Consider the following 24,061-nt stretch of genomic DNA (forward strand, 5'->3'; position numbering starts at 1 on the left):
GGCGCCCATACAAGCCTGCTCCCATTCGGGTTGAGCAAGCCTCACAGGCTTACGCGTTTCCAAGGATATGACCATGTCCCAAGACCGTCGCTACAGTTTCGAGTTCTTCCCTACCAAGACCGATGCTGGGCATGAAAAGCTGCTCGCCACTGCTCGTCAGCTGGCCACCTACAACCCCGATTTTTTCTCCTGCACCTACGGCGCTGGCGGTTCGACACGTGACCGCACCATCAACACCGTGATGCAGCTGGAAAGTGAAGTCAAAGTCCCTGCCGCCCCGCATTTGTCCTGCGTTGGCGACAGCAAGGACGACCTGCGCGGCCTGCTGACCCAATACAAGGCAGCCGGCATCAAACGTATCGTTGCGCTTCGCGGTGACCTGCCTTCGGGCATGGGCATGGCCAGCGGCGAACTGCGCCACGCCAATGACCTGGTTGAATTCATTCGTGAAGAAACCGGCGATCATTTCCACATCGAAGTCGCCGCCTACCCGGAAATGCATCCGCAAGCGCGTAACTTCGAAGACGATCTGACCAACTTCGTGCGCAAGGCCAACGCCGGCGCCGACAGTGCAATCACCCAGTACTTCTTCAACGCCGACAGCTACTTCTACTTCGTCGAGCGTGTACGGGCGATGGGCGTGAACATCCCGATCGTGCCGGGGATCATGCCGATCACCAACTACAGCAAGCTGGCACGCTTCTCCGATGCCTGCGGTGCGGAAATTCCGCGCTGGATCCGCAAGCAACTGGAAGCCTATGGCGATGACACCCAGAGCATTCAAGGCTTTGGTGAGCACGTCATCAGCGAGATGTGCGAACGCCTGCTGCAAGGTGGCGCACCGGGGCTGCACTTCTACACGCTGAACCAGGCAGAACCGAGCCTGGCGGTGTGGAATAACCTGAAGTTGCCGCGCTAACAGTCGTCACACGCAGGTTCAAAAGATCGTAGCCTGCGGCAGCGCCTACAGAGGTCCACGTTCCCCTGCAGGCGCTGCCGAAGGCTGCGATCTTTTGCTTTTGAAACCCGAACCAGAGCTTCTGCCGCCAGTTTCTGGCTCTTTCCCGTTTCTCGTCGTAATCTCAGGTCATGCCTTTGATCGCGCAGTTAATGTCCGTGCTTCTATTCACTTGCCTGAGCTTTGCGGCTCGAGGCGAGAAGCTGCGTATCGTCACTGAGCCATGGGCGCCTTATGTCTACGAAGAAAACGGCAAGTCCCTGGGGCTGGACTACGAAACCACCGCCATCGTCTTCAAACGCCTGGGCATCGATGTCGAGTGGCAGTTTTTGCCCTGGAAACGCTGCCTGCAAATGCTCGATCAAGGCCTGGCCGACGGCGCACTGGATATTTTCCACAGCGATGAGCGCGACGCGACGCTGTTGTATCCCGGCGAGCCGCTGTCGCAAGTGCAGTTCGTGATGTTCTACGCCAACGAACGACCGCACCCGTTCCGCACCCTGGACGATCTAAAAGGCCTGACCATTGGCACGTCGCCCGGCTATCTGTACAGCCCCGACTTCAGCAATTCGCCGCTGTTCACCCGAGAGCCGGCCCCGACCCACGAAGCCAACTTCGGCAAGCTGCTGCGCGGCAGGATCGACCTGCTGATCACCGATCGCCGGGTCGGCCAGCATTTGCTTGATGAACTGAATATCCGCAATCAGGTTACCGAAAATCCCGCTGTAATCAGCCGCCAGGATCAGTTCCTGGCGGTACGGCGCAACGCCGGCATGGACTTGCTGGTGCAACGCTTCGGCGCCGAACTCAAGCGCTTCAAACGCGAACCCGCCTACGCCGAACTGAGCGCCCGATATGGCACCAGTCCACCCACCGACGTGAACGCTGCCCGCACCACCGCCGCCAGCGAAAAAACCGTTGAGCAGCAGGAAAGCGGCGCGCAGTGATTGCTCTGTTATACTCCGGCCTTCCCGCCAGGCTCACGCCCGGACGCTCGGAACCGTTAAAGGCATCTCGACCCCGCTACAGCGCAGCTTTCAGCCCGCGCGAGCGTTCCAGACGAGCCTTCGTGACCGAAGCAGGACCGGACGGGATTGCGTCCTCTTAAACGCGATTCGCGCCAGGCAAGACTCCCATTGGGCCAAGCCCTAACTAAAACAGGATTACTCATGTCCTTTGCTTCCCTCGGTCTCTCCGAGGCTTTAGTCCGTGCCATTGAAGCGGCGGGCTATACCGAGCCTACTCCGGTGCAACAGCGGGCCATTCCCGCCGTGTTGCAAGGTCGCGACCTGATGGTCGCGGCACAGACAGGTACTGGTAAAACCGGCGGCTTCGCCCTTCCGATCCTGGAGCGGTTGTTCCCCAACGGTCACCCGGACAAATCCCAGCGTCACGGCCCGCGCCAACCGCGCGTGCTGGTCCTGACCCCGACCCGCGAACTCGCGGCCCAGGTGCACGAGAGCTTCAAGCTCTACGCCCGTGACCTGAAATTCGTCAGCGCCTGCATCTTCGGCGGCGTCGGCATGAACCCGCAGGTTCAGGCCATGTCCCGTGGTGTTGACGTGCTGGTAGCCTGCCCTGGCCGCCTGCTCGACCTCGCCGGTCAAGGCAGTGTCGATTTGTCCCACGTGGAAATCCTCGTACTGGACGAAGCCGACCGCATGCTCGACATGGGCTTTGTCCATGACGTGAAGAAAGTCCTGGCTCGCCTGCCGAGCAAGCGCCAGAACCTGCTGTTCTCGGCGACGTTCTCCAAGGACATCACCGACCTCGCCGGCAAGCTGCTGCACAACCCGGAACGCATCGAAGTCACGCCACCGAACACCACGGTCGAGCGTATCGAACAGCGCGTTTTCCGTCTGGCGGCCAGCCACAAGCGCTCGCTGCTGGCGCACCTGATCACCGCTGGCGCCTGGGAACAGGTACTGGTGTTCACCCGCACCAAGCACGGCGCCAACCGTCTGGCCGAGTACCTGGACAAGCACGGCCTCACCGCCGTCGCCATCCACGGCAACAAGAGCCAGAACGCCCGCACCAAAGCCCTGGCCGACTTCAAGGCCGGTGAAGTGCGCATTCTGGTAGCCACCGACATCGCCGCTCGCGGCCTGGACATCGATCAGTTGCCACACGTGGTCAACTTCGAACTGCCGAATGTCGACGAAGACTACGTTCACCGTATTGGCCGTACTGGCCGTGCCGGTCGTTCGGGCGAGGCGATCTCGCTGGTTGCCCCGGACGAAGAAAAACTGCTGAAAAGCATCGAGCGCATGACCAAGCAGAAGATTGCCGACGGCAACCTGATGGGCTTCGACTCCAGCGCTGTAGAAGCCGAGAAACCAGAAGTTCGCGAGCGTCCGGATGTGCGTAACCCGCGCAACCCACGTGGCCCGCGCGGCGATGGCCCTAACGGCACTGGCGGTGGCGGCGGTCGTAAAGACAAGGGCAAGGACAAGGGCGGCAAGGAAAAACCTGCCGCCACTGGCCGTGGTGATCGCCCGGCTCGTGAACACAAGCCACGCGAAGGTACTCCGGCTCGCGAACAGCAACGCCCGGCGCCACGCGCTGCTGCCGCTGATCGTGCTCCGGACGAGTTCCTGGACGATGATGTGGATAACTTCGGTAACCGCGTCGACTACATCCCTCAAGCCAAACCGGCTCAGGGCCGTGGCCGTCGTCCGGGTGCCCCGGCACCTGCCGCGGCTGCAGGCGCTGGAGCTCCACGCACCGGTGGCAAGCCGCAAGGTCGCCAGAGCGGCCCACGCAGCAGCGATGGCGCCAGCACCGGCACTCCACCCGCCAAGCGCAGCGGCCCACGTAACGGCGCGCCACGTGACGGTCAGGCCCGTCGCGAAGAAGGCCGCAACCGCCGCCCGGCCCGTGACGACCAGCCTCGTTCGGAACCGGCCGTGCAGAACCCGCGTGGCCCGGCACCGAAGATCATTCACAAGGAGTCGAAAACCGATCGTTTCCCGACTCCTGAGCAACTTGATCAACTGCCAGGCCGTCCGCGCGGCGAGAAACCAGCGTTGCTGACCCGCAACCGCTAAGGTTTTTCGAAGCACGAAAAAACGCCCCGTCTCTTGCGAGCCGGGGCGTTTTTTTTTGGCTGATGAAAATCCCCTGTGGGAGCGAGCCTGCTCGCGAAAGCGGTGCGTCAGTCGCTATCGATGTTGAATGATCAACCGCATTCGCGAGCAGGCTCGCTCCCACAGGTTTTGTAATATATGGATGATTTGGGCAGGCAATAAAAAACGCCCCCGACCATAAGGTCGGGGGCGTTTTTGTGTCAGGCGCGAAAATTACTTCGCTTTGACACCTTCAAACGAGATGTACAGCTCAACGGCGTCGGACTGTGGACCCAGGTCCATCATCTTGCCGAAATCAGAGCGCTTGATGCTGGTGGTGCCTTCGAAGCCGGCACGGTAGCCGCCCCATGGATCCTTGCCTTCACCCAGGAACGTGGCCTTGACCACGATTGGCTTGGTCACGCCGTGCAGGGTCAGGTTGCCGGTCACGTCAGCAGTTTCCTTGCCATCAGCATTTTTGCCGGTGGACTTGACGCTGGTGGAGACGAACTTGGCATCAGCGTATTTGCTGACTTCCAGGAAATCCTTGCTGGCGATGTGCTTGTCGCGCTCGGCGTGGTTGGTGAACACACTGGCGGTTTTGACGTTGAACTCGATCTTGCTGTCTTCAGGCTTGGCAGCGTCGAAGCTGAACTTGCCGTCGATGTCCTTGAAAGTACCGGTGATGTAGCTATAGCCCAGGTGGCTGATCTTGAAGTCAACGAAGGCGTGCTGGCCTTCCTTGTCGACAACATAGTCGGCCGCCATCACGTTGGCGGACAGCAGGGCCGAACCGATGGCCAGGGCAGCGAGGGTCTTTTTCAACATGCTTTCTATTCCTTTGGAGTCGAGGTTGAACTTCAGGCTTTGCGTCCCAGCATTCGCGTCAGGGTCGCATCACGATCGATAAAGTGGTGCTTCAATGCTGCCAACGCATGGAGGCCGGAAAAAATTACCAGCGCCCATGCCAGCCACAGATGAATCACCCCGGCGGTATCTGCCTGATCCGGTAGTCCGGAAACCAGTGCAGGAATCTCAAACAGGCCAAACACCGGGATCCCGACACCGTCTGCGGTGGAAATCAGGTAACCGGCAATCATCACGGCAAACAGCCCCAGGTACAGGAACGAGTGCCCGAACTTGGCGCCCAGACGCGTCATGCGACTATAGCTTTGCAGGGTTGGCGGCGGCGGGCTGATAAAGCGCCACAGCACGCGCAGCAGCATCACGGCGAACAACACCAGACCAATGCTTTTGTGCAGGTCCGGCGCGTCTTTGCGCCAGGTGCTGTAGTAGTCCAGACCGACCATCCACAGGCCCAGCGCGAACAGCCCGAAGACCGCCAGTGCCACGCCCCAGTGCAAGACAATGCTGACCCAACCGTAGCGAGAAGAAGAATTACGTAGCTGCATTGCCCAAATCCCGTGAGAAGTGCGACCAAGACTATCGAGTTATCTATCGATTTAAAGCGGAAAATTTCGCTTTGAAATATCGAGAAATACGATCAAGAGTCTGAAATAGACGAGTTAAGGAAAGATTAAAGGCTAAAACTGTAGCTGGATGTTGGAAACAGCCCGCCATTTATGCAGAACCTGAATTGGCCTGCTCGCGAAGCGCCCTATCACAGACAAATCAACGCAATGGGTTGTTCCCGTGCCACGCATTGCATAGGCTTGCGCGATTGTAAGTCCGCGCATGTCGCGGGCCGCCTCGAGGAGACTGTATATGGGCCTGAATAATCAGTGGATGCAACGCGATCTCGCGGTGTTGTGGCATCCCTGCACCCAGATGAAAGACCACGAACAGCTGCCGCTGATCCCGATCAAGCGCGGCGAAGGCATCTGGCTGGAAGACTTCGAAGGCAAACGCTACCTCGACGCCGTCAGTTCCTGGTGGGTCAACGTGTTTGGCCACGCCAACCCGCGCATCAACCAGCGCATCAAGGACCAGGTTGATCAGCTGGAGCACGTGATCCTCGCCGGTTTCAGCCATCAGCCGGTGATCGAGTTATCCGAGCGCCTGGTGAAGATGACCCCGGAAGGCCTGACCCGGTGCTTCTATGCCGATAACGGTTCGTCCTGCATCGAAGTCGCGCTGAAAATGAGCTTCCACTACTGGCTCAACCGCGGCCAGCCGAACAAGAAGCGCTTTGTCACCCTGACCAACGGCTACCACGGTGAAACCATGGCGGCGATGGCGGTGGGCGATGTGCCGCTGTTCACCGAAACCTACAAAGCGCTGCTGATGGACACCATCAAGGTGCCAAGCCCTGACTGCTATTTGCGGCCCGAGGGCATGAGCTGGGAAGAACACTCGCGTAACCTGTTCGCGGCCATGGAACAGACCCTGGCTGAAAACCACGACACGGTGGCGGCGGTGATTCTGGAGCCGTTGATCCAGGGCGCTGGCGGCATGCGCATGTACCACCCGGTGTACCTCAAGCTGCTGCGCGAAGCCTGCGATCGCTATGGTGTGCACCTGATCCACGACGAAATCGCCGTCGGCTTCGGCCGTACCGGGACCATGTTCGCCTGCGAACAGGCCGGCATCCGCCCGGACTTCCTCTGCCTGTCCAAGGCACTGACCGGTGGTTATCTGCCGCTGGCGGCGGTGTTGACCACCGACGAGGTGTACAGCGCGTTTTACGACGACTATCCGACCCTGCGCGCCTTCCTGCATTCGCACAGCTACACCGGCAATCCGCTGGCTTGCGCGGCGGCACTGGCGACTCTGGATATTTTCGAAGAAGACAACGTCATCGAGAACAACAAGGCCCTGGCGCAACGCATGGCCTCCTCCACGGCGCATCTGGTCGATCATCCGAACGTCGCCGAAGTGCGCCAGACCGGCATGGTGCTGGCCATCGAGATGGTCAAGGACAAGGCGAGCAAAGAGGCGTATCCGTGGCAGGAACGTCGCGGCTTGAAGGTGTTCCAGCACGCGCTGGAGCGTGGCGCTTTGCTTCGGCCGTTGGGCAGTGTGGTGTATTTCCTGCCGCCATACGTGATCACCCCGGAGCAGATCGACTTCCTGGCTGAAGTGGCCAGTGAAGGCATCGATATCGCCACCCGTGACAGCGTCAGCGTGGCGGTGCCGCAGAATTTCCACCCTGGGTTCCGTGATCCAGGTTGATTGATTTCACTTGAGCTTCTGTGGCGTTCGAACCCGCGCCTTCGCGTGCAGGCTCGCTCCCACAGTTGACCGCGCTCCCCCTGTGGGAGCGAAGCTGCTCGCGAATGAAGTCGACGCGAATCCAGATGATTAACACCCTTTCCAGAGACCCAAGATGAGACTGTCCCGCTTCTTTACCGACGCGCCCCTGAGTATCGGCGAGCACGAGTTACCCGAGGCCCAGGCCCATTACATCAGCCGCGTGCTGCGCATGGCCGAGGGCGATGCGGTGCAGTTGTTCGACGGCTCGGGTCAGGAATTTCTCGGCACGCTGGCCGATGTCGGCAAGAAACGCGTCACCGTGCAGATCAATGAAAGTTTCGCCGGTCAGATCGAGTCGCCGTTACAGATTCACCTCGGCCAGGGCCTGTCCCGTGGTGAGCGGATGGACTGGGCAATCCAGAAAGCCACCGAACTGGGTGTTACTGAAATCACTCCGATTTTCACTGACCGCTGTGAAGTCCGGCTCAAGGACGAACGCGCCGACAAACGCCTGCTGCACTGGCGCCAGGTGGCAATCAGCGCCTGCGAGCAGTGTGGACGCTCAACGGTGCCGGTGATCCATCCGCCGCTGTTGCTGGCGGATTGGTTGAAGCAGACCGAGGCTGAGTTGAAGCTGGTATTGCATCCGGTGGCAGAGCCGTTGGTCAGTCATGCCAAGCCGCAGACTTTGGCATTCCTGATTGGCCCGGAAGGCGGGTTGTCAGATCTGGAAGTGGATCAGGCCAAGGAGGGCGGTTTCCATGCTGCGCGGCTTGGGCCACGGGTGCTGCGTACAGAGACCGCGCCGGTGGTGGCGTTGGCGGTTGCCCAGCAGCTTTGGGGCGACTTCTAGAGCCATTTCGCGAGCAAGTCGAATCGCTCCCACATTGGCTTTGTGAACACCAAAAATCCATGTGAGAGCGACGGTGCGACGATTCGACTTGCTCGCGAATGGCCTCAGCACGGTCTAGAGGACGTAAAACAGAATCGCCACAAAATGCAGCAAACTCCCGGCAATCACGAACAGATGCCAGATCCCGTGGGCATGCCGCAGCCGATGATCCAGGGCAAAAAAGATAATCCCCACGGTGTACAACACCCCGCCCGTGGCCAGCCAGGCGAAGCCGGCGCCGCCCAGCGCGGCCATCAGCGGCTTGACCGCCACCAGCACGATCCAGCCCATCACCGCGTAAATCACGATCGACAGAATCCGCGCTTCCGAACGCGGTTTGATCTCTTGCAGGATGCCGATCAGCGCCAGCCCCCAGACGATCCCGAACAAGGTCCAGCCCCAGGGCCCGCGCAACGTCACCAGACAAAATGGCGTGTAGCTGCCGGCGATCAGCAGATAGATCGAAAAATGATCGACCTTCTTCATGATCGCCTTTTTGCGCCCGCGCACGCTGTGGTACACGGTTGAGGCGCTGTACAGCACCAGCAAGGTGAACGCGTAGATCGCCACGCTGACGATCTTCCATGGATCGCCACTCAGACTGGCAATCACCAGCAGCCAGATACCCCCGACAAAAGCCGCTACCGCCCCGACCAGATGAGTCCAGGCGTTCAATCTTTCCCCGTGATACATGTATCGCTTACCTCGAAAATGTGGTGCCTGATGGCGCAAGGCTCAGCCCTTGAGACTAAAAGCGCAATGTTTCAAGACACACTCCCCCTACGCGTCATGTAGGAGCCGTGCCGGAACGGGTAGGCGCCGGTCTCCTACAAAGGCCTGCGTAGCTCGCGGGAAATGGGCACAATCGAGCCATTCGAACAAGAGTCCGGCCCATGCTGATCGACGAAGAGTTGACCCTGAAAAAACTCGAGGTGTTCCTCGCTTTCATGCGCACCGGCAATCTGGCGCGGGCGGCAGCCGAGTTGCAGACCAGCAATGTCAGCGTGCACCGGGCCATCCATTCGCTGGAAAGTGCCCTGCGCTGCCCGCTATTCAAGCACGAAGGCCGCAACCTGACACCGCTGGAAAGCGCTTATGTGCTCGAAGAGCGGGCGCAGAAGCTGATTCAGGACGTGGTCGAAAGCGTGCGCCTGACCCGCGAAGCGGCCGGGTTTTCCGCGGAGCGCTTCAAGCTCGGCTCGCTGTATTCGCTGACGGTGAAGACCGTGCCGCAGCTGATCATGGGCTTGAAGATCCGCCGCAGCGAGCTGAACATCGACCTGATCCTCGGCTCGAACATCGACCTGCTGTACAAGCTCAAGAACATGGAAGTCGACGCAATCCTGGTGTCATTGGACGACAGCGTCAACGACCCGGATTGCGCGCAGATCCCGTTGTTCTCCGACGACATTTTCCTTGCCACCCCGGCGGACTCGAAGTTTGCCCAGCGTAACGAAGTCGACCTCGCCGAGGTACGCGACGAGACCTTCATCACCCTGACCCAAGGCTTTGCCACACATCAGGACGGGATTCGGGTGTTCAAGCAGGCGGGGTTCGAGCCGAAGGTGGCGATGCAGGTCAATGACATCTTCACCCTGCTCAGCATGGTCAGCTCGGGTGTGGGTTATGCGCTGCTGCCGGGGCGGATTGCGGCGGTGTATGAGAACCGGGTGAAGCTGATTCCGTTGCAGGAGCGGTATCGGTTGCAGCAACACATTGGCGTGGTGTTTCTGAAGGCCAAGGAGCGCGATCCGAATTTGCTGGCGCTGTTGGCGGAGTGTCGGATGTATGCCAATCGCCAGGCCTGAAACCGAGCCGCGCCGTTCGCGAGCAGGCTCGCTCCCACAGTAGCATTCCAGTGTGAGACCGCGGCGCCTGCATCGCGGGCAAGCCACGCTCCCACAGAGATCACATTCCCATGTGGGAACGAGCCTGCTCGCGAAGGCGTCTGATCCCACAGAGAATGCATTCCCATGTGGAAGCGGGCTTGCCCGCGAAGGCTTCAGTACAGGCAGCGAAGATCCAGCGCCTTAGCCCATTATTGCGCGAACAATGAAGTACAACAGCGAAGGCCCCAGCAAGCACCCAAGCCCGGTGTGGAACGTGGCCGTCAGCGCGCCATAAGGCACCAGCCGCCGATCCGTCGCCGCCAACCCGGCCGTCACGCCGCTGACCGTGCCGGCCAACCCACCGAAGACCATCGCCGAACGCGGGTTATCCAGTCCCATCCAGCGCGCCGCCATGGGTGTGCCGACCATCACCAGAATCGCCTTGATCAACCCGGTGGCAATCGACAACGCCATCACATCGGAACTGGCGCCAATCGCTGCACCCGTCACCGGCCCGACGATGTACGTCACCGCGCCCGCGCCGATGGTGGTCATGCTCACCGCGTCGCGATAACCGAACACCCAGGCAATGCTCGCGCCGACAATGAACGGCAGCGTCGTACCCAGCAGCAACGCGACGATACCAATCAAGCCCGCCTTCTTCGCCTCGGTGGCCTGCACCTCGAACGCCGTGGCCACAATCGCAAAGTCGCGCAGCATGGCGCCGCCCATCAGGCCGATGCCGGAGAACAGCGACAGATCCGCCAGGCCTTTTTGGCCGCCGGTCATGGTGCCGCCGACCCAGGCCAGGACCAGACCAATCATGATCGCTATCGCCGAGCCGTGAATGCGGCCGAAGGTCAGGCGCCTGGACAACACCACTGACACCCACATGATCACGCCAACAAAGGCGAAGGCCGTGATCAGGCTGTTACTGGCCAGGTCTTTCTCGAAGAGATCCCACATGTCATCGACCTCCTACTGGCGTGCCGACCGGGGTCACTTCTGCCGGTTCGTCGGGCAATGGCTCGCCCTTGTGGGTGCGACTGATCAGGGCAATGGTGCAGCCGCAGACCACCACCGAACCAATCGCCGCCAGGACCGCCACCGGGCCGCCGTGCAAGGCGGTCACGACGTTCTGCTGCGCGGCCATCGCCACGACCACTGGAATGTACATCGCGCCCCAGAAACCGACGCCCATCTCGCAATCCTTGGTCATGCCGCCACGTTTTTGCATCCACAACCGCGCGCAGATCAGCAGGATCATGGCGATCCCGACCCCGCCGACGTTGGACTTCACGCCCAATAAAACGCCCAGCGCATCACCCATGATCACGCCTGCCAGCGTACAGATCGCCAACAGCGCCACACCGTAAATAATCATTGTTGTTGTCCTCAAAGTGCATCGTCGAAGTTGTTGTTCTTGTGCTTCGCAAGCTTGAGTCGGTGATCTAGGATTGGCGGCGTCCCTCCTCACGCATGAGCGCTTGCAAGGTGTCGAGGCGCGCACCGTCGAAGGCAATCACGGTGCCCTGCTCGAACACCCGGCGCGCCAGCCCGGTCAGCACCGCACCGGGTGGCAGTTCGATCTGCAGACGGACGCCGCGCTCGTAGGCGCTTTGCACCGTGCCGCGCCAATCGACGACGCGGCACATGTTGAACGCCAGGTCGTCGCGCAGGGCTTCGGTGTTGCTGACCGGCCGGGCGCGGCTGCCGCTCAGGTAACCCAAGGTCGGCGTTTTCAACTGAATGCTGGCGAAGGCTTCAGCCAGGGTGTTGGCCGGAGCCTCCAGCAGCGGGCAATGCGACGGCACGCTGACCGCCAGCCGCTTGGCCAGACCGGCGCCGCGACCTTTCGCCAGCTTGGCAACCGCGTTCATCGCGCCGTCGCTGCCGGCAATCACCACCTGGTTATCGGCGTTGATGTTGGCCAGATACACCGGCGTATCAACGCTGTGAACCTGCGCCAGCAAATTTTCCACTGTGGATAAATCCAGACCGATGATCGCGGTCATGCCGTAACCCTGTGGATAAGCCTGCTGCATCAGTTCACCGCGCAGGCTGACCAGATGCAGCGCGTCACTGAAGCCCAGGGCACCGGCCACCACCGCTGCCGGGTACGCACCGATGGACAATCCCGCCACGTAATCCGGCGCCATTGATAACTGACGCGAAGCCGCGACACCGGCGATCAGCAAGCAGAGCTGAACCGCGCGTGTCGACTGCAAGGCTTCGGCAGAGTCCAACAGCAACGCCTCTTCGCCAAGGACGTCACTCGCCTCCTCGACCGTTTCCCGAGGCAATCGATGCAGCATGCCCGGCTGTTGCGCGCCTTGGCCGGGGAACACCAGCAGACTGCTCACGCTGCCTGCACCTGCGGGTTCCAGGGATCGCTCACCAGACAGGCGCCACTGGCACTTTTCAACAGGACCCGCCGCGAAGGACCCGCCCACTCGCGCAGGGCGACGGCGCCTGAAGGCGTCTGCAGCTGCATGTCTACCGGGCACACCGCCGTGTCCAGAATGTTCACCAGTGCCTGTGCTTGAGCGCGGTCCAGCGGTTGCGGTGTGCGCAGGATCAGGTCGAGGTCGCTGCGTTCATGCAATGCCTCAAAACCACTGGCCAGCTCGAACCCGGCGCTGCCGCTGACACCCCATACCCAACCGCAGGCATCGAGCATGGGCCGCAATTGATCGAGGGCGCGCAAGGCGGGCAGATCCCGAGCAAGCCAGGCATGACAAAGCGCTTGCGGTTGCACCCGGCGCTGGATCGCAGCGATATCCATCACCGTCGCAAAACGTTGCTCGCGCAAAGCCCCACGCACACCCACGGCAATCTGCCCTGCTGCGGCCAAGGCACGCCGAACCACCACTGGCTGGCCTTCGCTCAACACCTCGACCACCCACAACGGCGCGTCCGCCGGCAACTGCTGCGGGGTCATCCCCCAAAGCAGGTCGTGGGCCAGCAGCGTGTTCACCACTGCGCTCTCAGCAGTTCGCGGACCTTGCTCGATGCGGCACGGTTGGTCGCGCCCAAGCGGCTGCTCAGGTCGCGACCACCGACGGCTACATCGTCAATCGCCAGGCCCAGGCATTCGGTCACCCGCGCCAGATCGGTCGCGTTCGGTTGCTCGATCTGTTCCACCGCCAGGGTTTCCCAGAGCAACCCGAGGCTGGCATAGCTATCGATGTCATACGCCATCGGCGGCACGCTGGCGGCCAGGGCTTCGAGCTCCTCGACGCTGCGCAACGTCACGCGCGCCGCCGATGCCTTGCCCATGGCGTGCACCATCACGCCGGGATCACGCAGCGCGATCAGCCGATTGGCCTGATACCCATGCGCCAGGAATGCCCCGGACATTGCCTTGCCGACCAACAGACCGATCACCGCGTGGCCGGCCAGTCGAGCGCGAGCATAGCTGTCCGCCGCACCGGCCAGCGCCTGATGAATGCCGAGGGCTTCTTCGCGCCGACCGTAGGCCTGGCTCGGCACGTCGACGATGGCGATCAAGGCGCGTTTGTGCGGCTTGTCGATGTCCGCTGCGATGACTTCATCCACCGCTTTGGCCAGGCCCCAGCCTTCCAGCAAACCCACTTCGCCGTTGCGGGCGCGGGCGAAGCGGTTGTCAGGATCAGCCACCACCGCAATGAATCGCACGGGCTGATCAGCCAAAAATCCGTCGGCCACTTTCAGCGAAGCCGGCAAACCCTCGACCGGCCGGGCACCGGCACTCAAGGCGTTGAACCAGCTCAAGCCTCTCAGCGAATAACTGCTCATGCGCGCTCTCCTTGATACAGATCGCGAACCGTCGCCGGCTCGATTTGCGGCTCGGCGTCCAGACGCGCCAGGCGTTGCACAAACAGCTCCGCCTGCTGGCTGCGTGGGTGCGCCGGCAAGCCTTGCTGAAGCAACTCGCTGACCTGCTGCTGAATCTGCGCCACATCGTCAGCGACATAACGGTCCGCCAAACCACTGGCAAACCGTTGCTCGCCCCCGGTCAGGCTCCAGATGAAAGGCCGGTCCCGGGAGTCATATTCCTCAAGCCCGGCTTCCTGCTCGATCACCTGCGGACCATTGAGGCCGAGCCGTGCTTCCTGGGTGACCAACAGATAGCTGCACAACCCGGCGGCAATCGACATCCCGCCAAAGCAGCCGACGCTGCCCGCCACCACGCCAACCACTGGCTGGTATTGGCGCAGATCGACAATCGCGGCGTGAATGTCGGCAATCGCCGCCAATCCGAGATTGGCTTCCTGCAAGCGCACGCCGCCGGTTTCCAGCAACAACACGGCGCGGGTCGCGATGCCGTTGCGGTTGTCTTCGGCGGCCAGTTCCAGCGCGCCCGCAATCTTCGCGCCGCCGACTTCACCGAGGCTGCCACCCTGGAACGCGCCTTCAATGGCGGCGATCACCACCGGCAAACCGCCGATGCGGCCCTTGGCGATCACCACACCGTCATCGGCTTGCGGCACCACGCCCTGGCGCGACAGCCAGGGCGACATGATGCGCTGGAACGGATCGAGCAATTCACGGAAAGAACCGCTGTCGAGCAGGGCCTTGGCACGTTGCCGGGCACCCAGTTCGACGAAGCTGTGCTTGTTCAACAATGCGGCGCTGTCAGTCATGGCCGATCTCCTCGAAGCCTTGTTCCAGACGCAAACGCACCACGCCGGGGGTCGCACCGAAATCGTGGATATCAATCGCCATCGCGGGTGGCGTCTGGCCGTCGAACATCCGCGCAAACAGATGCTGCCAGCGTTGTTCGGCGCCATTGACCGAGGTCTGCACCTGGATCGTCAGCTTGCCGGCCTGACCGGGTTCGATCAGCACTTCCAGATCGCCCGAGCCAACACAACCCACCAACGTACGGCCCCGTGGCGGCTGCCCGGCGGGGAATTCAAAGGACAAGGTTTCCATCAGCAAACTCCCTGGGTGACGCCGGCGCCAGACTCGATACGGTCGATGAACAGGCAGGCGGCGAGCAAGTCGGCGGCGCCGCCGGGCGAGGCGTTCAATGCGATTAATTGTTGGTCCAGCTCATGCAGACGACGGCGACCGGCCAGGCTGGCGCTGCCGCCCGCGTCCAGTACCGCCTGGGCGCCTGACTGCATGGTGTGCAGGCCTTGTTCGCCGGCGCGGTAGAGCACGCAGGTGTCGGCCAGTCGGGTCATGATCGCCAGCAACGCGTCGAGGCGGGCGTTCTGTTCGCCATGGCCCAAGCTGCGGCTACGTTTGAGTTGTGGCAGCGCGCGTTGAAGCACTGCCGGGAAACCAAGCTGCGCTTCTTCACGGGCACCGCGAGCGCCATAACGCTGGGCGACTTGGGCGCCGTGGCTCAAGGGACGCGGTGCGTATCGATCATCGAGTAGCGCCAGCCGTGCCGCGCGCAAGGTGACGGCACTTGCGCCACTGGATTCAGGTTCCAGCGCCGCCGCCGCAACCAACAGTCCCAGCGCCCAGATCGCCCCACGATGAGTGTTCACTCCGTGGGTGGTTGCGAGCATCGCTTGCTCACCTTCGCGACCAATGCGCCCAAGGGCTTCGCGCAGCGGCAAGCCGACCTCGCCACACTCGATGGCCGTTTCGGCCATTTCCTTGAACGCCGGCCACAGCGACAGCGCCGAGGCGTGCATCAGCCCAAGGTGCAAATCGGTGTGTGCGCCGTTGCCACGACGATCGACCAATGCAGGTTTTGGCGACAAATCCGCTTCGTCGATCAGCGCATCCACCGCCAGGTCCGCCAGCCGTTCGGCCACGCTTATGGTTTTCGGTTGCAGGTTGAAGGCGTGCATTACCAGCTCCTGAATTTGGCGGGCGGGTTGTAGAGGCCACCGGACCACTCCACCAGATCGGCCACGCTTTTGGCCGCCAGCAGTTCTCGGGTCGCGTCGGTGCGGCGGATGCCCAGGTCTTCGGGCAAGGCGATCAGGCCTTCGCGGCGCATGCGGGCGGTGTCTTTGGGGTTGTGGCGCAGGCCGATGGCGGTGACGCCAGCGACGGCGGCGATCATCGCCTGACGCTCTTCCAGCGAACGCGCCTTGTACAGATAGGCGATGCCTTCTTCGGTCAACAGGTGCGTGACGTCGTCGCCGTAGATCATGATCGGCGCCAGCGGCATGCCGCTTTTCCTCGCCACTTCGACCGCGTCGAGGGTTTCAACGAAGGTCGGCTTGCCGCCCTCCTGGAACGTCTCGACCATTTGCACCACGAGTTTTTTCCCGCGTTCGAGCAAGGCTTCGGGTGCGTCGTCGTGGCGCATGTCGAGCCAGGCCGGGGTGCCGTGACGGCGACCACGCGGGTCGTGGCCCATGTTCGGTGCCCCGCCGAAACCGGCCAGACGGCCACGCGTCACGGTGGAAGAATGGCCGTCGCCATCGACTTGCAGGGTCGCGCCGATGAACAGGTCCACCGCATATTGCCCGGCCAGTTGGCAGAACATCCGGTTGGATCGCAGCGAGCCATCGCGGCCGGTGAAGAACACATCGGGCCGGGCGGCGATGTAGTTTTCCATCCCCAGTTCGGTGCCGAAGCAGTGCACGCTTTCGACCCAGCCGCTTTCAATGGCCGGGATCAAGGTCGGGTGGGGATTAAGCGTCCAGTTGCGGCAGATTTTGCCTTTGAGGCCCAGGGATTCGCCGTAGGTTGGCAGGATCAGCTCGATGGCGGCGGTGTTGAAACCGATGCCGTGGTTCAGGGACTGGACGTTGTGTTTCTCGTAGATCCCGCGGATCGCCATCATCGCCATCAATACGTGCACAGGCTTGATGTGCCGTGGGTCGCGGGTGAACAGCGGCTCGATATAGAACGGCTTGTCGGCCACCACCACGAAATCGACCCAGGAGGCCGGGATATCCACCCGCGGCAGGTCGGTGACGTCGTCGACCAACTGGTTGACCTGGACGATGACAATGCCGTCGCTGAACGCCGCCGGTTCGATCAATGCCGGCGTGTCTTCGGTGCTCGGGCCGGTGTAGATATTGCCGGCGCGGTCGGCCATGAAACCGGCCGAGAGCACGACGTTGGGGATCAGGTCCACCACCAGTCGTGCGTAGAGTTCGATGTAGGTGTGGATCGCGCCGATTTCCAGCAGGCCATCTTCCAGCAACTGGCTGATGCGCAGGCTCTGGGTGCCGGCGAAGGAAAAATCGAGCTTGCGGGCAATGCCGCGTTCGAACAGGTCCAGGTGCTCGGAGCGGCCGACGCTGGGCATGATCATGTGCAGGTCGTGCAGCTTGCCGGGATCGGCCTTGACCAGGGAGCGAGAGAGGAAGTCCGCCTGCTTCTGGTTATTGCCCTCCAGCACCACCCGATCGCCCGGCAGGATCAGTGCCTCCAGCGCGGCGACGATCTTGTCGGTGGGCAGCACCACACCGTCGGCAAGATGCTTGACCAACCCCAGACGCCGCTGCTTCTCGCTGCGCCGCCGCGTCCATCGCGAGTCGGGGGAAATTGTTGTTGTCATGACCACTCCACGGGTTTCGCTGTCGTGGAGTCACCTTAGGGGGGTTGAGGGCGGGGCATCAATCAAGCAGCGTGGTGGATCGTTACGGTTGGAGTAATGATTCGCTGGAGAGGTCTGTTGACTGGACTGACGCCTTCGCGGGCAAGCCCGCTCCCACAGGATTTTGTGCACGCCACACCTCCACTGTGTGAGCGAGCCTGCTCGCGAAGAGGCCAGAACTGTCGCCGCAAGATTCAATGCCTGAGAGCAATAATCGATAAGTCCCCAAAAAAGACTCATCGGCCCCTTTTTGGAAATCTTCACCTGCCACAGGACTCGTCAGGCCAAGCCAGCACTGACCAACAATTCCTCCAACCCCAACAAATCCGGCACCTTCGCCACTTGCTCTCCGACCTGCACCGCCGCCTGTTCCAGCGCACACAACGGCACATCGACATAGCTCAACTGGCTGTCGAGCTTGTACGAACGAGGAATGCCCTGCACCAGCAGCGCAATGAACTTCAGGTCCGGGCGACCGCCCAGGGCGTTGAGGATGACGATCCGCGCCCGCTCACCAATGACGATCTTGTTGCCGCACGCCGACTCGAAACTCAGCAATGGAATCTGCCGCTGCCGCCAGCTCACCCGCCCCAGATACCAGGGCGGCGTGTCCAGGTCGAACGCGCCGGGCTGGTAGTCGATCAGCTCGGCCACGGCAACGTTGGGCACAATCAGATTGCGATCGGCCAAGGGCAGCAGCAGGCCGGTAAGGTTGCTGGTGCGCTGGTAAAAATGGTCATCAAGCATGGGTTTTGCTCCACAACGCGATGCTTTCGAGCAACACCGATTCCTGATACGGCTTGCCGAGGTAGTCGTTGACGCCGATGGCCATGGCGCGGTCGCGGTGTTTCTGCCCGGTACGGGAGGTGATCATGATGATCGGCAAGTGCTTCAGACGCTCGTTGGCGCGCACCTGCGTGGCGACCTCGAAGCCGTCCATGCGCGGCATTTCAATGTCCAGCAGCATCAGGTCAGGCAGGTGATCTTCGAGCAACAGCATGGCATCGACCCCGTCCTTGGCGGTCAGCACGTTCATGCCGTGGCGCTCCAGAAGACGGCTGGTGACTTTGCGCACGGTGACCGAGTCATCAACCACCAGCACCAGCAAGGGCCGTTGCGGTTCGACGTCCGATTCAGGCGCCAAAGGCCGGCGTGGCACTCGGGTTTGCATGGCACGGATCGGCGCCAGCAAATCGAGAATCAGCACCACACGTCCGTCGCCCAGAATCGTCGCCCCGGACAACCCCTGCACCGCCGCGAACTGCGGGCCGAGGCTCTTGACCACGATCTCTCGCGTGCCGGCCATGGCATCGACCTGCACCGCAATTCGACGCTCGTTGCACTGCACCAGCAACACCGGCAACGACAGGCTCTGGCCCAGCAGTTTCGGGCGGCTGCTGGTTTTCAGCAGTTCGCCCAGGTAGCACAGTTCGTAGTGTTGTCCGGCGTATTTGTAGGTCGGCGGATCGAGACGGTAATGCCCTTCCAGCTCGTTCGGCAGCACCCGCACGATGCCGTCGATGGTGTTCAGCGGAATCGCATACTGGTCCTCCGCGCACTGCACCATCAGTGCCCGGTTGACCGACACGGTAAACGGCAGGCGAATGCGAAAATGCACGCCCTGCCCCGGCACGGAATCGATGCTCATGGTGCCGCCCAGTTGCCGCACCTCTTCATGCACCACGTCCATGCCCACGCCCCGCCCGGAAATCTGAGTGATTTTCTCGGCAGTGGAAAAACCCGGTTGCAGGATGAATTGCAGCACTTCGTGGTCGCTGATGACGCTGTCCGGGTCGAGCAGGCCGCGCTTGATCGCCTTGCGTCGCACGGCCTCCAGCGGTATGCCGGCACCGTCGTCGCGAATATCGAAAATGATGTCGCCGCCTTCTCGGGACAGATCCAGCGTGATCTTGCCCTGGGCCGGCTTGCCCGCCGCCACCCGCGCTTCAGCGGACTCAAGGCCATGGTCGACGGCGTTGCGCAGCATATGCTCCAGCGGGGCAGCCATGCGTTCGAGGACGTTGCGGTCCATCTCGCCCTCGGCATTGCCGATGACAAAATCCACGTCCTTGTCCAGTTCGCCGGACACCTGCCGCACGATGCGCTTCAAGCGCGGCAGCATCCGCTCGAACGGCACCATGCGCGTGCGCATCAGGCCTTCCTGCAATTCGGTGTTGATGCGGCCCTGTTGTTGCAGCAGGTTCTCCGCGTCCTGATTGCGCCGGTCCAGCGTTTCCTTGAGGTCCATCAGGTCGGAAGCGGACTCGAACAATGCACGCGACAACTGCTGCAATTGCGAATGGCGGTCCATTTCCAGCGGATCGAATTCTTCATAGCCCAGCCGTTCCGCATCGACTTGCTGACGACTGAGAATCCGCCCCTGGGTTTCCGTATCGAGGCGACGCAACTGGTCGCGCATGCGCTCGATGGTGGTTTCCATTTCGCTCAGGGCAATTCGGGCATCGTTGACCTGCTGTTCGATACGGCCCCGGAAGATCGAGGTTTCGCCGGCGAGGTTGACCAGATCGTCCAGCAGTTCGGCGGACACCTTGACCATGTCGCCGCCGGGCTCGGCGGGTGCCAGCGGGGCCTCGACCTTGGCCGTTATGGGCGTCACCGCCGACGCTTCGGTGATGGCCGGGTGACTGAAGTTCCTGATCGCATCGATCAACCGATCCGCGGGCGGCAACGGCTGCCCGGCGCGGGTGGCGTCGAGCATCTGCGCCAGTCGGTCATGGCTGCTTTGCAGCAATGTGAACAGCGCCGCCGTCGGTTGCAGCACGCCGGCGGACAAGCCTTCGTAGAGAAACTCCAGCTCGTGGACCAGGTCGCCGATGGGCACGATTTCCACCATCCGCGCCCCGCCCTTGAGCGTGTGCAGATCGCGCAGCAGGGTTTCCACTTCCTGGCGGCTGGACGGTTCGGCCTGCCAACGCACCAGTGCCGCGCCGGAGTTTTCGATGATGTCGAAGCCTTCTTCGAGAAAGATCTCCAACAGCTCCGGATCGTGAGCGGCTGAATCGTGGCTGGCGCTTGGCTCGATGGCCTCGCTGCTGCCGGCACTGCTCTGACGCAATTGTCGAATGGCTTCAATCAGCTCGCTGGCGCCTGCCAACGGCTGGTTGTTTTGCAGTCGCTCAAGGAACTGCGCCAGGCGGCCATGGCTCTGCAACAACAGTTGCGCCAAGGCGTCGCTGTATTTGTAGCGGCGATTCACCAGACCGTCGTAAAGGCTTTCCAGCTCATGGGCGAGGTCGCCGACCGCTCCGACTTCAGCCATCCGTGCACCGCCCTTGAGCGTGTGCAGGTCGCGCTGCAACGATGGCAGCGGCGCGGCGTTGTCCGGCTCGTGCAACCAGCGTTGCAATGCCTGATTGGCGCTTTCGAGCAGATCCACGGCTTCTTCGAGGAAGATCGACACGATTTCGTCGTCCAGTTCGATTCGCGTCGCAGTCTGCTGCAACTCGGCGGTGGCGCTGCCCAGTTCGCTGATGCTCAGGGTGCGGCTGCCGTCGCTGCGGATCAGGCCCACGGCCGAGGGGTCGAGGCTGGTATCCAGCAGACCGCGCAGCGCCCGGACCCGCACCGGTTGCGGGCTGACTTCCTGACCCGCCGCCAGTTCGTCGAGCATGTTGATCAGTGCTTCGTGGGCACTTTGCGCCTCATGGAAAAACCCGTCGCTGACCGCCAGGCTGCTTTCTTCCACGGCGCCATACAAATCCAGCAGTGCTTCGCAAAGTTCGTCCACCGGGTGCAAATCGGCCAGGTGCGCGCCTTCGCCGAGGGTGGTCAGCTCATCCAGCAGCGCGCTGAGTTCCTGGCGCTCGCCAGGGTGCTGCTGCCAGCGGCGCAACAGGCTTTCGGCGTCCAGCAGGATGTCCATGCCTTGCGCCAGAAAGTTGTTGATCAACTGTGGATTGCGTTTGATCCGCAGTCCGGTATTCGGCGCGCTCAAGATGGCGGCAAGGCGTTCGCCGAGCAATATCTGTGTGCGGTCGATCAGCGACCGGGCACCGGGGATGGCGGCCAGCGGATCACCCTTGAGTTGACGCAAGCCGACACGGAACAGACCCTCGGCTTCGAGTAGCAGCTCGACTTCGTCCAGGTCCAGCGCGATCAGGTGCGCCTTGTACTCCCGGGTCAGTTGATCCAGCGGCGCGGCCAACGCAGCAATCGGTATCAGCCCGGCCATCGACGCACTGCCCTTGAGGGTGTGCAATGCGCGCTGCAACTCGTCACTGGCTTGCAGCGGCACATGCTCGGCGGCCTGATCAAGGAAGCGGTTGAGGCTGGCGAGGTGGGTTTCGGCCTCGTTGCGGAAGATGTCCAGCAGCAACGGATCGAGGGCCATCACGTCCTGGCTGTCTTCATCCTCCAGTGGCACATCGCCTTTGGCCAGGCCATGGGCGCGAGCGGCCAATTGGTCGACATCGTTGCGCTGGCGCTGGGCGCTGGCAGCAAATTCCGCCACCAGTTGCGGCAGCAGGTTGAGCACATCGCCCAGCAACTGTTGCACTGCAGGACCGGGATCGACGCTGTGTTCCAATACACGGTTAAGCAGGTTTTCCACCGCCCAGGCCAATTCGCCCAGCACCAGCGCACGGACCATCCGGCCACTGCCCTTGAGCGTGTGGAACGCCCGGCGCAGTTCGCTCAGGGCAGCAGTATCGGCCGGGTCGGCGATCCAGCGCGGCAGGTACTCGCGAAGAACCTCCAGCACCTCATCGGTTTCTTCCAGAAAGACTTCACGCAGTTCATCGTCCACCGGCGCTTCGCCGGGCGGGGGCGGCATCAGGCTGCCGGGGGTGATCAGCGCGGGCGGATTGACGGCCGACACCGGGTTGGCCAGCACCTGCGCCAGCGACTGCACAGTCTGCGGGTCGTCCAGCGCCTGCAAGTCCTGCATGATCAAGGCTTCGCCGGGGCTGAGGACATCGTCGAGCAAAGGCGCCTGCTTTTCGCCGGGAGTGTTTTCACCGGGGAAGAAGCCAAGCGACGCCAGGCTGTCTTGCGCCACGTCGAGCAGATGTTCACCGGCTGCTTGCGGATCGTCGCTGAGCCGTTCCAGGTAGTACTCGATGCTGGTGATGACGTCGGCGAGGCTGTCGAGTTGCTGCCAGCCGGGGTGATCGGTGTCCAGCAACAGGTGTTCACGGATAAAGCCGTTGCAGGCCTCGACCAGACTCGCCGCCCGGGCCAGCGGGATCATCGACAGCGCGCCGCGTACCTGGGTCAGCAACGCCGGCAAGGGTTGCAACTGCTGACGGTCCCAGTCGGCATCGATGTAGTCGATGATCATGTCCTTGGCCTGTTGCAGGCAGATCCGCGCTTCGCGGATGACAATCTGGTGAATCTGCGTCAGGTCGGTGGTGGGCAGGCGGCTTTCTTCCCGGCTTTCCGGCTCGACAGTGCCGACCATGCCGGCCAGGGTCGCTTCGACGTAGAGCAAGGCACCGGCGACGTCCATCAGGATTGCGTCGTTGGGCTCGCGCTGGCCTTGAACGAGGCTCAGCACCACCGCCAGTTGATCGATGATGACTTTTCGCGGCTGGCCGAAGCCCAGCACCGCCAGGGTGTCGGCGATTTGCCGCAGTGGCGCCAGCAAGCTGTCGAGGTCGGAGGTGTGCTGGCGGTCGCTGCGCACGAACAGGTCCAGGCGTTCCTTGACCCGCACCAGCTCTTCGCACAACGCGGCCAGCACCGAGCGCATGGCGTCGCGGTCGGGACCGGCCAGCCGTGCGCGCTCTTCATCGACCATTGCGCTGTCAGGCAATGCATCGTCCAGTCCGTAGCGGTCTTTCATGGTCAGCATCTGCCCGGTGGGGTGTTCGGCCTTGGCAATGTAGAACAGCAAACTCTTGAGCAAGTCAGGTGGAGGCGCTTGATTGATCCCGTGCATGCCCTGCTCCAGCATGCGCTTGAGCTCTTTGTCGGCTTCCTTGAACAGGCTGCGCAGTGCCGGGCTGTTGGCAATCGAGCCGCCACGCATGCCTTCGACCAGCGCCGAGGCGACGTGCCACAACGGGCTCAACGGGGCGTCGCCGCACAGCAATTCGAGCCGTGCGAATACTTTAGTCAGGTAATCCAGATTCGTTTCGCCATCTTGCTCACGTAGCAAACCGACCAACGCCATTTGCAGCATCTGGCGCAACTTGCGCAGCACATTGGGCAAATCCGCTGGCTCCAGAAGCGCCAGTTCCTCTTCGTTCAACGGCACCAACTGCGGCAATTGCGGGCTGAACAGGCTGGTTTCCGAGAGCAGGCTGTCACCGCGGGCGCTGCGCAGGTCGTTGATCAGCGGCAAGACCACCAGCGGCAAATCGCGGCGAGCGCCCTGAATCCGGTCGAGGTAGATCGGCAACTGCCCCAAGGCCTGGGATAACAGGTGCAGCGCTTCCTCACGATGGCTGACGCGGTTGTGCTGCAAGGCGCTGGTCAGTTGTTCCATTTCTTCGGCCAGCAGCGCCGCACCGTAGAACTCGACCATCTGCAAGCTGCCGTGAACCTGATGGATACAGGCCAGGCATTCACCCAGGGCATGCGTGGCCGGCTCTTCGTCGAGGGCCATGTTTTCCAGGTGCAGGGCCGCCTGCTTCAGCGTTTCGGCAATCTCGCCCTTGACCCATTCGAGGGCCACATAGTCGTGCCGATCACCCATAACCA

Annotated in this window: 20 protein-coding genes; 6 read left to right on the forward strand and 14 right to left on the reverse strand. The window is 62.0% G+C overall.

What is annotated here, in order from left to right:
• The first annotated feature begins 73 nt into the window (after positions 1–73).
• From metF to rhlE2, 3 genes are all read left to right on the forward strand, one after another.
• The gene (metF, locus tag POF45_RS13785; protein WP_259497242.1) at positions 74–919 is read left to right on the forward strand and encodes a methylenetetrahydrofolate reductase [NAD(P)H]; all 846 of its coding nucleotides are present in this window, start codon (positions 74–76) and stop codon (positions 917–919) included.
• 170 nt (positions 920–1,089) lie between these two features.
• Positions 1,090–1,905, forward strand: a complete 816-nt coding sequence (locus POF45_RS13790) for a substrate-binding periplasmic protein (RefSeq protein ID WP_282315873.1) — start codon at positions 1,090–1,092, stop codon at positions 1,903–1,905.
• Between the two features lie 222 nt (positions 1,906–2,127).
• Positions 2,128–4,005, forward strand: coding sequence for an RNA helicase RhlE2 (rhlE2, locus tag POF45_RS13795; RefSeq protein WP_282315874.1), 1,878 nt, complete (start codon positions 2,128–2,130; stop codon positions 4,003–4,005).
• Between the two features lie 252 nt (positions 4,006–4,257).
• On the opposite strand, the gene POF45_RS13805 is transcribed toward rhlE2, so the two are convergent.
• Both POF45_RS13805 and POF45_RS13810 read right to left on the reverse strand, forming a co-directional pair.
• Positions 4,258–4,851: a YceI family protein gene (locus POF45_RS13805; RefSeq protein ID WP_259497245.1), complete on the reverse strand. Its 594-nt coding sequence runs from the start codon at positions 4,849–4,851 to the stop codon at positions 4,258–4,260.
• Positions 4,852–4,883: 32 nt separating this feature from the next.
• Complete coding sequence (locus POF45_RS13810; protein WP_259497246.1) at positions 4,884–5,435, reverse strand: cytochrome b; 552 nt, start codon at positions 5,433–5,435, stop codon at positions 4,884–4,886.
• Between the two features lie 313 nt (positions 5,436–5,748).
• Here POF45_RS13810 and POF45_RS13815 point away from each other — a divergent pair, with 313 nt between their 5' ends.
• Positions 5,749–7,155, forward strand: a complete 1,407-nt coding sequence (locus POF45_RS13815; protein ID WP_282315875.1) for an adenosylmethionine--8-amino-7-oxononanoate transaminase — start codon at positions 5,749–5,751, stop codon at positions 7,153–7,155.
• A gap of 154 nt (positions 7,156–7,309) precedes the next feature.
• The gene (locus tag POF45_RS13820) at positions 7,310–8,029 is read left to right on the forward strand and encodes a 16S rRNA (uracil(1498)-N(3))-methyltransferase (RefSeq protein ID WP_259497248.1); all 720 of its coding nucleotides are present in this window, start codon (positions 7,310–7,312) and stop codon (positions 8,027–8,029) included.
• A 114-nt stretch (positions 8,030–8,143) separates the two neighbouring features.
• Here POF45_RS13820 and trhA read toward each other — a convergent pair whose 3' ends face one another.
• Complete coding sequence (gene trhA / locus POF45_RS13825) at positions 8,144–8,761, reverse strand: PAQR family membrane homeostasis protein TrhA (protein WP_259497249.1); 618 nt, start codon at positions 8,759–8,761, stop codon at positions 8,144–8,146.
• Positions 8,762–8,961: 200 nt separating this feature from the next.
• On the opposite strand from trhA, the gene POF45_RS13830 reads away from it, so the two are divergent.
• Entirely contained in the window at positions 8,962–9,876 is a 915-nt protein-coding gene (locus POF45_RS13830) for a LysR family transcriptional regulator (RefSeq protein ID WP_259497250.1), read from the forward strand.
• Positions 9,877–10,098: 222 nt separating this feature from the next.
• Here the strand turns inward: POF45_RS13830 and madM are convergent, their stop codons facing one another.
• The 11 genes from madM to POF45_RS13885 all read right to left on the reverse strand — a co-directional run bounded on the left by madM (position 10,099) and on the right by POF45_RS13885 (position 24,056).
• Complete coding sequence (gene madM / locus POF45_RS13835; RefSeq protein WP_259497251.1) at positions 10,099–10,863, reverse strand: malonate transporter subunit MadM; 765 nt, start codon at positions 10,861–10,863, stop codon at positions 10,099–10,101.
• A gap of 1 nt (position 10,864) precedes the next feature.
• Positions 10,865–11,281 (reverse strand): malonate transporter subunit MadL, encoded by a 417-nt coding sequence (gene madL, locus POF45_RS13840; protein WP_259497252.1) that lies wholly within the window; start codon positions 11,279–11,281, stop codon positions 10,865–10,867.
• 67 nt (positions 11,282–11,348) lie between these two features.
• Positions 11,349–12,260 (reverse strand): malonate decarboxylase subunit epsilon, encoded by a 912-nt coding sequence (gene mdcH, locus POF45_RS13845; RefSeq protein ID WP_259497253.1) that lies wholly within the window; start codon positions 12,258–12,260, stop codon positions 11,349–11,351.
• Positions 12,257–12,877 carry a malonate decarboxylase holo-ACP synthase gene (locus POF45_RS13850; RefSeq protein ID WP_282315876.1) on the reverse strand — a complete coding sequence of 207 codons (621 nt, stop codon included), beginning with the start codon at positions 12,875–12,877 and terminating at the stop codon, positions 12,257–12,259. Before POF45_RS13850 ends, mdcH begins: the two co-directional genes overlap by 4 nt.
• On the reverse strand, positions 12,871–13,674 hold the full coding sequence (mdcE, locus tag POF45_RS13855; RefSeq protein WP_259497255.1) for a biotin-independent malonate decarboxylase subunit gamma: 804 nt from the start codon (positions 13,672–13,674) through the stop codon (positions 12,871–12,873). The genes POF45_RS13850 and mdcE overlap by 7 nt, the downstream gene beginning before the upstream one ends.
• Entirely contained in the window at positions 13,671–14,522 is an 852-nt protein-coding gene (locus tag POF45_RS13860; RefSeq protein WP_282315877.1) for a biotin-independent malonate decarboxylase subunit beta, read from the reverse strand. Before POF45_RS13860 ends, mdcE begins: the two co-directional genes overlap by 4 nt.
• The gene (locus POF45_RS13865; RefSeq protein ID WP_054044377.1) at positions 14,515–14,814 is read right to left on the reverse strand and encodes a malonate decarboxylase subunit delta; all 300 of its coding nucleotides are present in this window, start codon (positions 14,812–14,814) and stop codon (positions 14,515–14,517) included. The genes POF45_RS13860 and POF45_RS13865 overlap by 8 nt, the downstream gene beginning before the upstream one ends.
• A complete protein-coding gene (locus POF45_RS13870; RefSeq protein ID WP_282315879.1) occupies positions 14,814–15,689 on the reverse strand; it encodes a triphosphoribosyl-dephospho-CoA synthase in 876 nt (291 codons plus the stop codon). The genes POF45_RS13865 and POF45_RS13870 overlap by 1 nt, the downstream gene beginning before the upstream one ends.
• Positions 15,689–17,359, reverse strand: a complete 1,671-nt coding sequence (gene mdcA / locus POF45_RS13875; RefSeq protein WP_282315881.1) for a malonate decarboxylase subunit alpha — start codon at positions 17,357–17,359, stop codon at positions 15,689–15,691. The genes POF45_RS13870 and mdcA overlap by 1 nt, the downstream gene beginning before the upstream one ends.
• 318 nt (positions 17,360–17,677) lie before the next feature.
• The gene (locus POF45_RS13880; RefSeq protein ID WP_259497259.1) at positions 17,678–18,145 is read right to left on the reverse strand and encodes a chemotaxis protein CheW; all 468 of its coding nucleotides are present in this window, start codon (positions 18,143–18,145) and stop codon (positions 17,678–17,680) included.
• Positions 18,138–24,056, reverse strand: a complete 5,919-nt coding sequence (locus POF45_RS13885) for an Hpt domain-containing protein (protein ID WP_282315882.1) — start codon at positions 24,054–24,056, stop codon at positions 18,138–18,140. The genes POF45_RS13880 and POF45_RS13885 overlap by 8 nt, the downstream gene beginning before the upstream one ends.
• Positions 24,057–24,061 lie beyond the last annotated feature (5 nt).

This window comes from Pseudomonas fungipugnans (genome assembly GCF_029955235.1).
In the GTDB taxonomy this organism is placed as follows: Bacteria; Pseudomonadota; Gammaproteobacteria; order Pseudomonadales; family Pseudomonadaceae; genus Aquipseudomonas; species Aquipseudomonas fungipugnans.

What these genes read in the sequence shown, in the direction of transcription:
- POF45_RS13870 (WP_282315879.1), bottom strand. Translation starts at nt 15,689, where the DNA reads ATGCACGCCTTCAACCTGCAACCGAAAACCATAAGCGTGGCCGAACGG.
- madM (WP_259497251.1), bottom strand. Translation starts at nt 10,863, where the DNA reads ATGTGGGATCTCTTCGAGAAAGACCTGGCCAGTAACAGCCTGATCACG.
- rhlE2 (WP_282315874.1), top strand. Translation starts at nt 2,128, where the DNA reads ATGTCCTTTGCTTCCCTCGGTCTCTCCGAGGCTTTAGTCCGTGCCATT.
- POF45_RS13830 (WP_259497250.1), top strand. Translation starts at nt 8,962, where the DNA reads ATGCTGATCGACGAAGAGTTGACCCTGAAAAAACTCGAGGTGTTCCTC.
- POF45_RS13820 (WP_259497248.1), top strand. Translation starts at nt 7,310, where the DNA reads ATGAGACTGTCCCGCTTCTTTACCGACGCGCCCCTGAGTATCGGCGAG.
- POF45_RS13810 (WP_259497246.1), bottom strand. Translation starts at nt 5,435, where the DNA reads ATGCAGCTACGTAATTCTTCTTCTCGCTACGGTTGGGTCAGCATTGTC.
- mdcA (WP_282315881.1), bottom strand. Translation starts at nt 17,359, where the DNA reads ATGACAACAACAATTTCCCCCGACTCGCGATGGACGCGGCGGCGCAGC.
- metF (WP_259497242.1), top strand. Translation starts at nt 74, where the DNA reads ATGTCCCAAGACCGTCGCTACAGTTTCGAGTTCTTCCCTACCAAGACC.
- POF45_RS13815 (WP_282315875.1), top strand. Translation starts at nt 5,749, where the DNA reads ATGGGCCTGAATAATCAGTGGATGCAACGCGATCTCGCGGTGTTGTGG.
- POF45_RS13790 (WP_282315873.1), top strand. Translation starts at nt 1,090, where the DNA reads ATGCCTTTGATCGCGCAGTTAATGTCCGTGCTTCTATTCACTTGCCTG.
- POF45_RS13860 (WP_282315877.1), bottom strand. Translation starts at nt 14,522, where the DNA reads ATGACTGACAGCGCCGCATTGTTGAACAAGCACAGCTTCGTCGAACTG.
- trhA (WP_259497249.1), bottom strand. Translation starts at nt 8,761, where the DNA reads ATGTATCACGGGGAAAGATTGAACGCCTGGACTCATCTGGTCGGGGCG.
- mdcE (WP_259497255.1), bottom strand. Translation starts at nt 13,674, where the DNA reads ATGAGCAGTTATTCGCTGAGAGGCTTGAGCTGGTTCAACGCCTTGAGT.
- POF45_RS13865 (WP_054044377.1), bottom strand. Translation starts at nt 14,814, where the DNA reads ATGGAAACCTTGTCCTTTGAATTCCCCGCCGGGCAGCCGCCACGGGGC.
- madL (WP_259497252.1), bottom strand. Translation starts at nt 11,281, where the DNA reads ATGATTATTTACGGTGTGGCGCTGTTGGCGATCTGTACGCTGGCAGGC.
- POF45_RS13805 (WP_259497245.1), bottom strand. Translation starts at nt 4,851, where the DNA reads ATGTTGAAAAAGACCCTCGCTGCCCTGGCCATCGGTTCGGCCCTGCTG.
- POF45_RS13885 (WP_282315882.1), bottom strand. Translation starts at nt 24,056, where the DNA reads ATGGGTGATCGGCACGACTATGTGGCCCTCGAATGGGTCAAGGGCGAG.
- POF45_RS13880 (WP_259497259.1), bottom strand. Translation starts at nt 18,145, where the DNA reads ATGCTTGATGACCATTTTTACCAGCGCACCAGCAACCTTACCGGCCTG.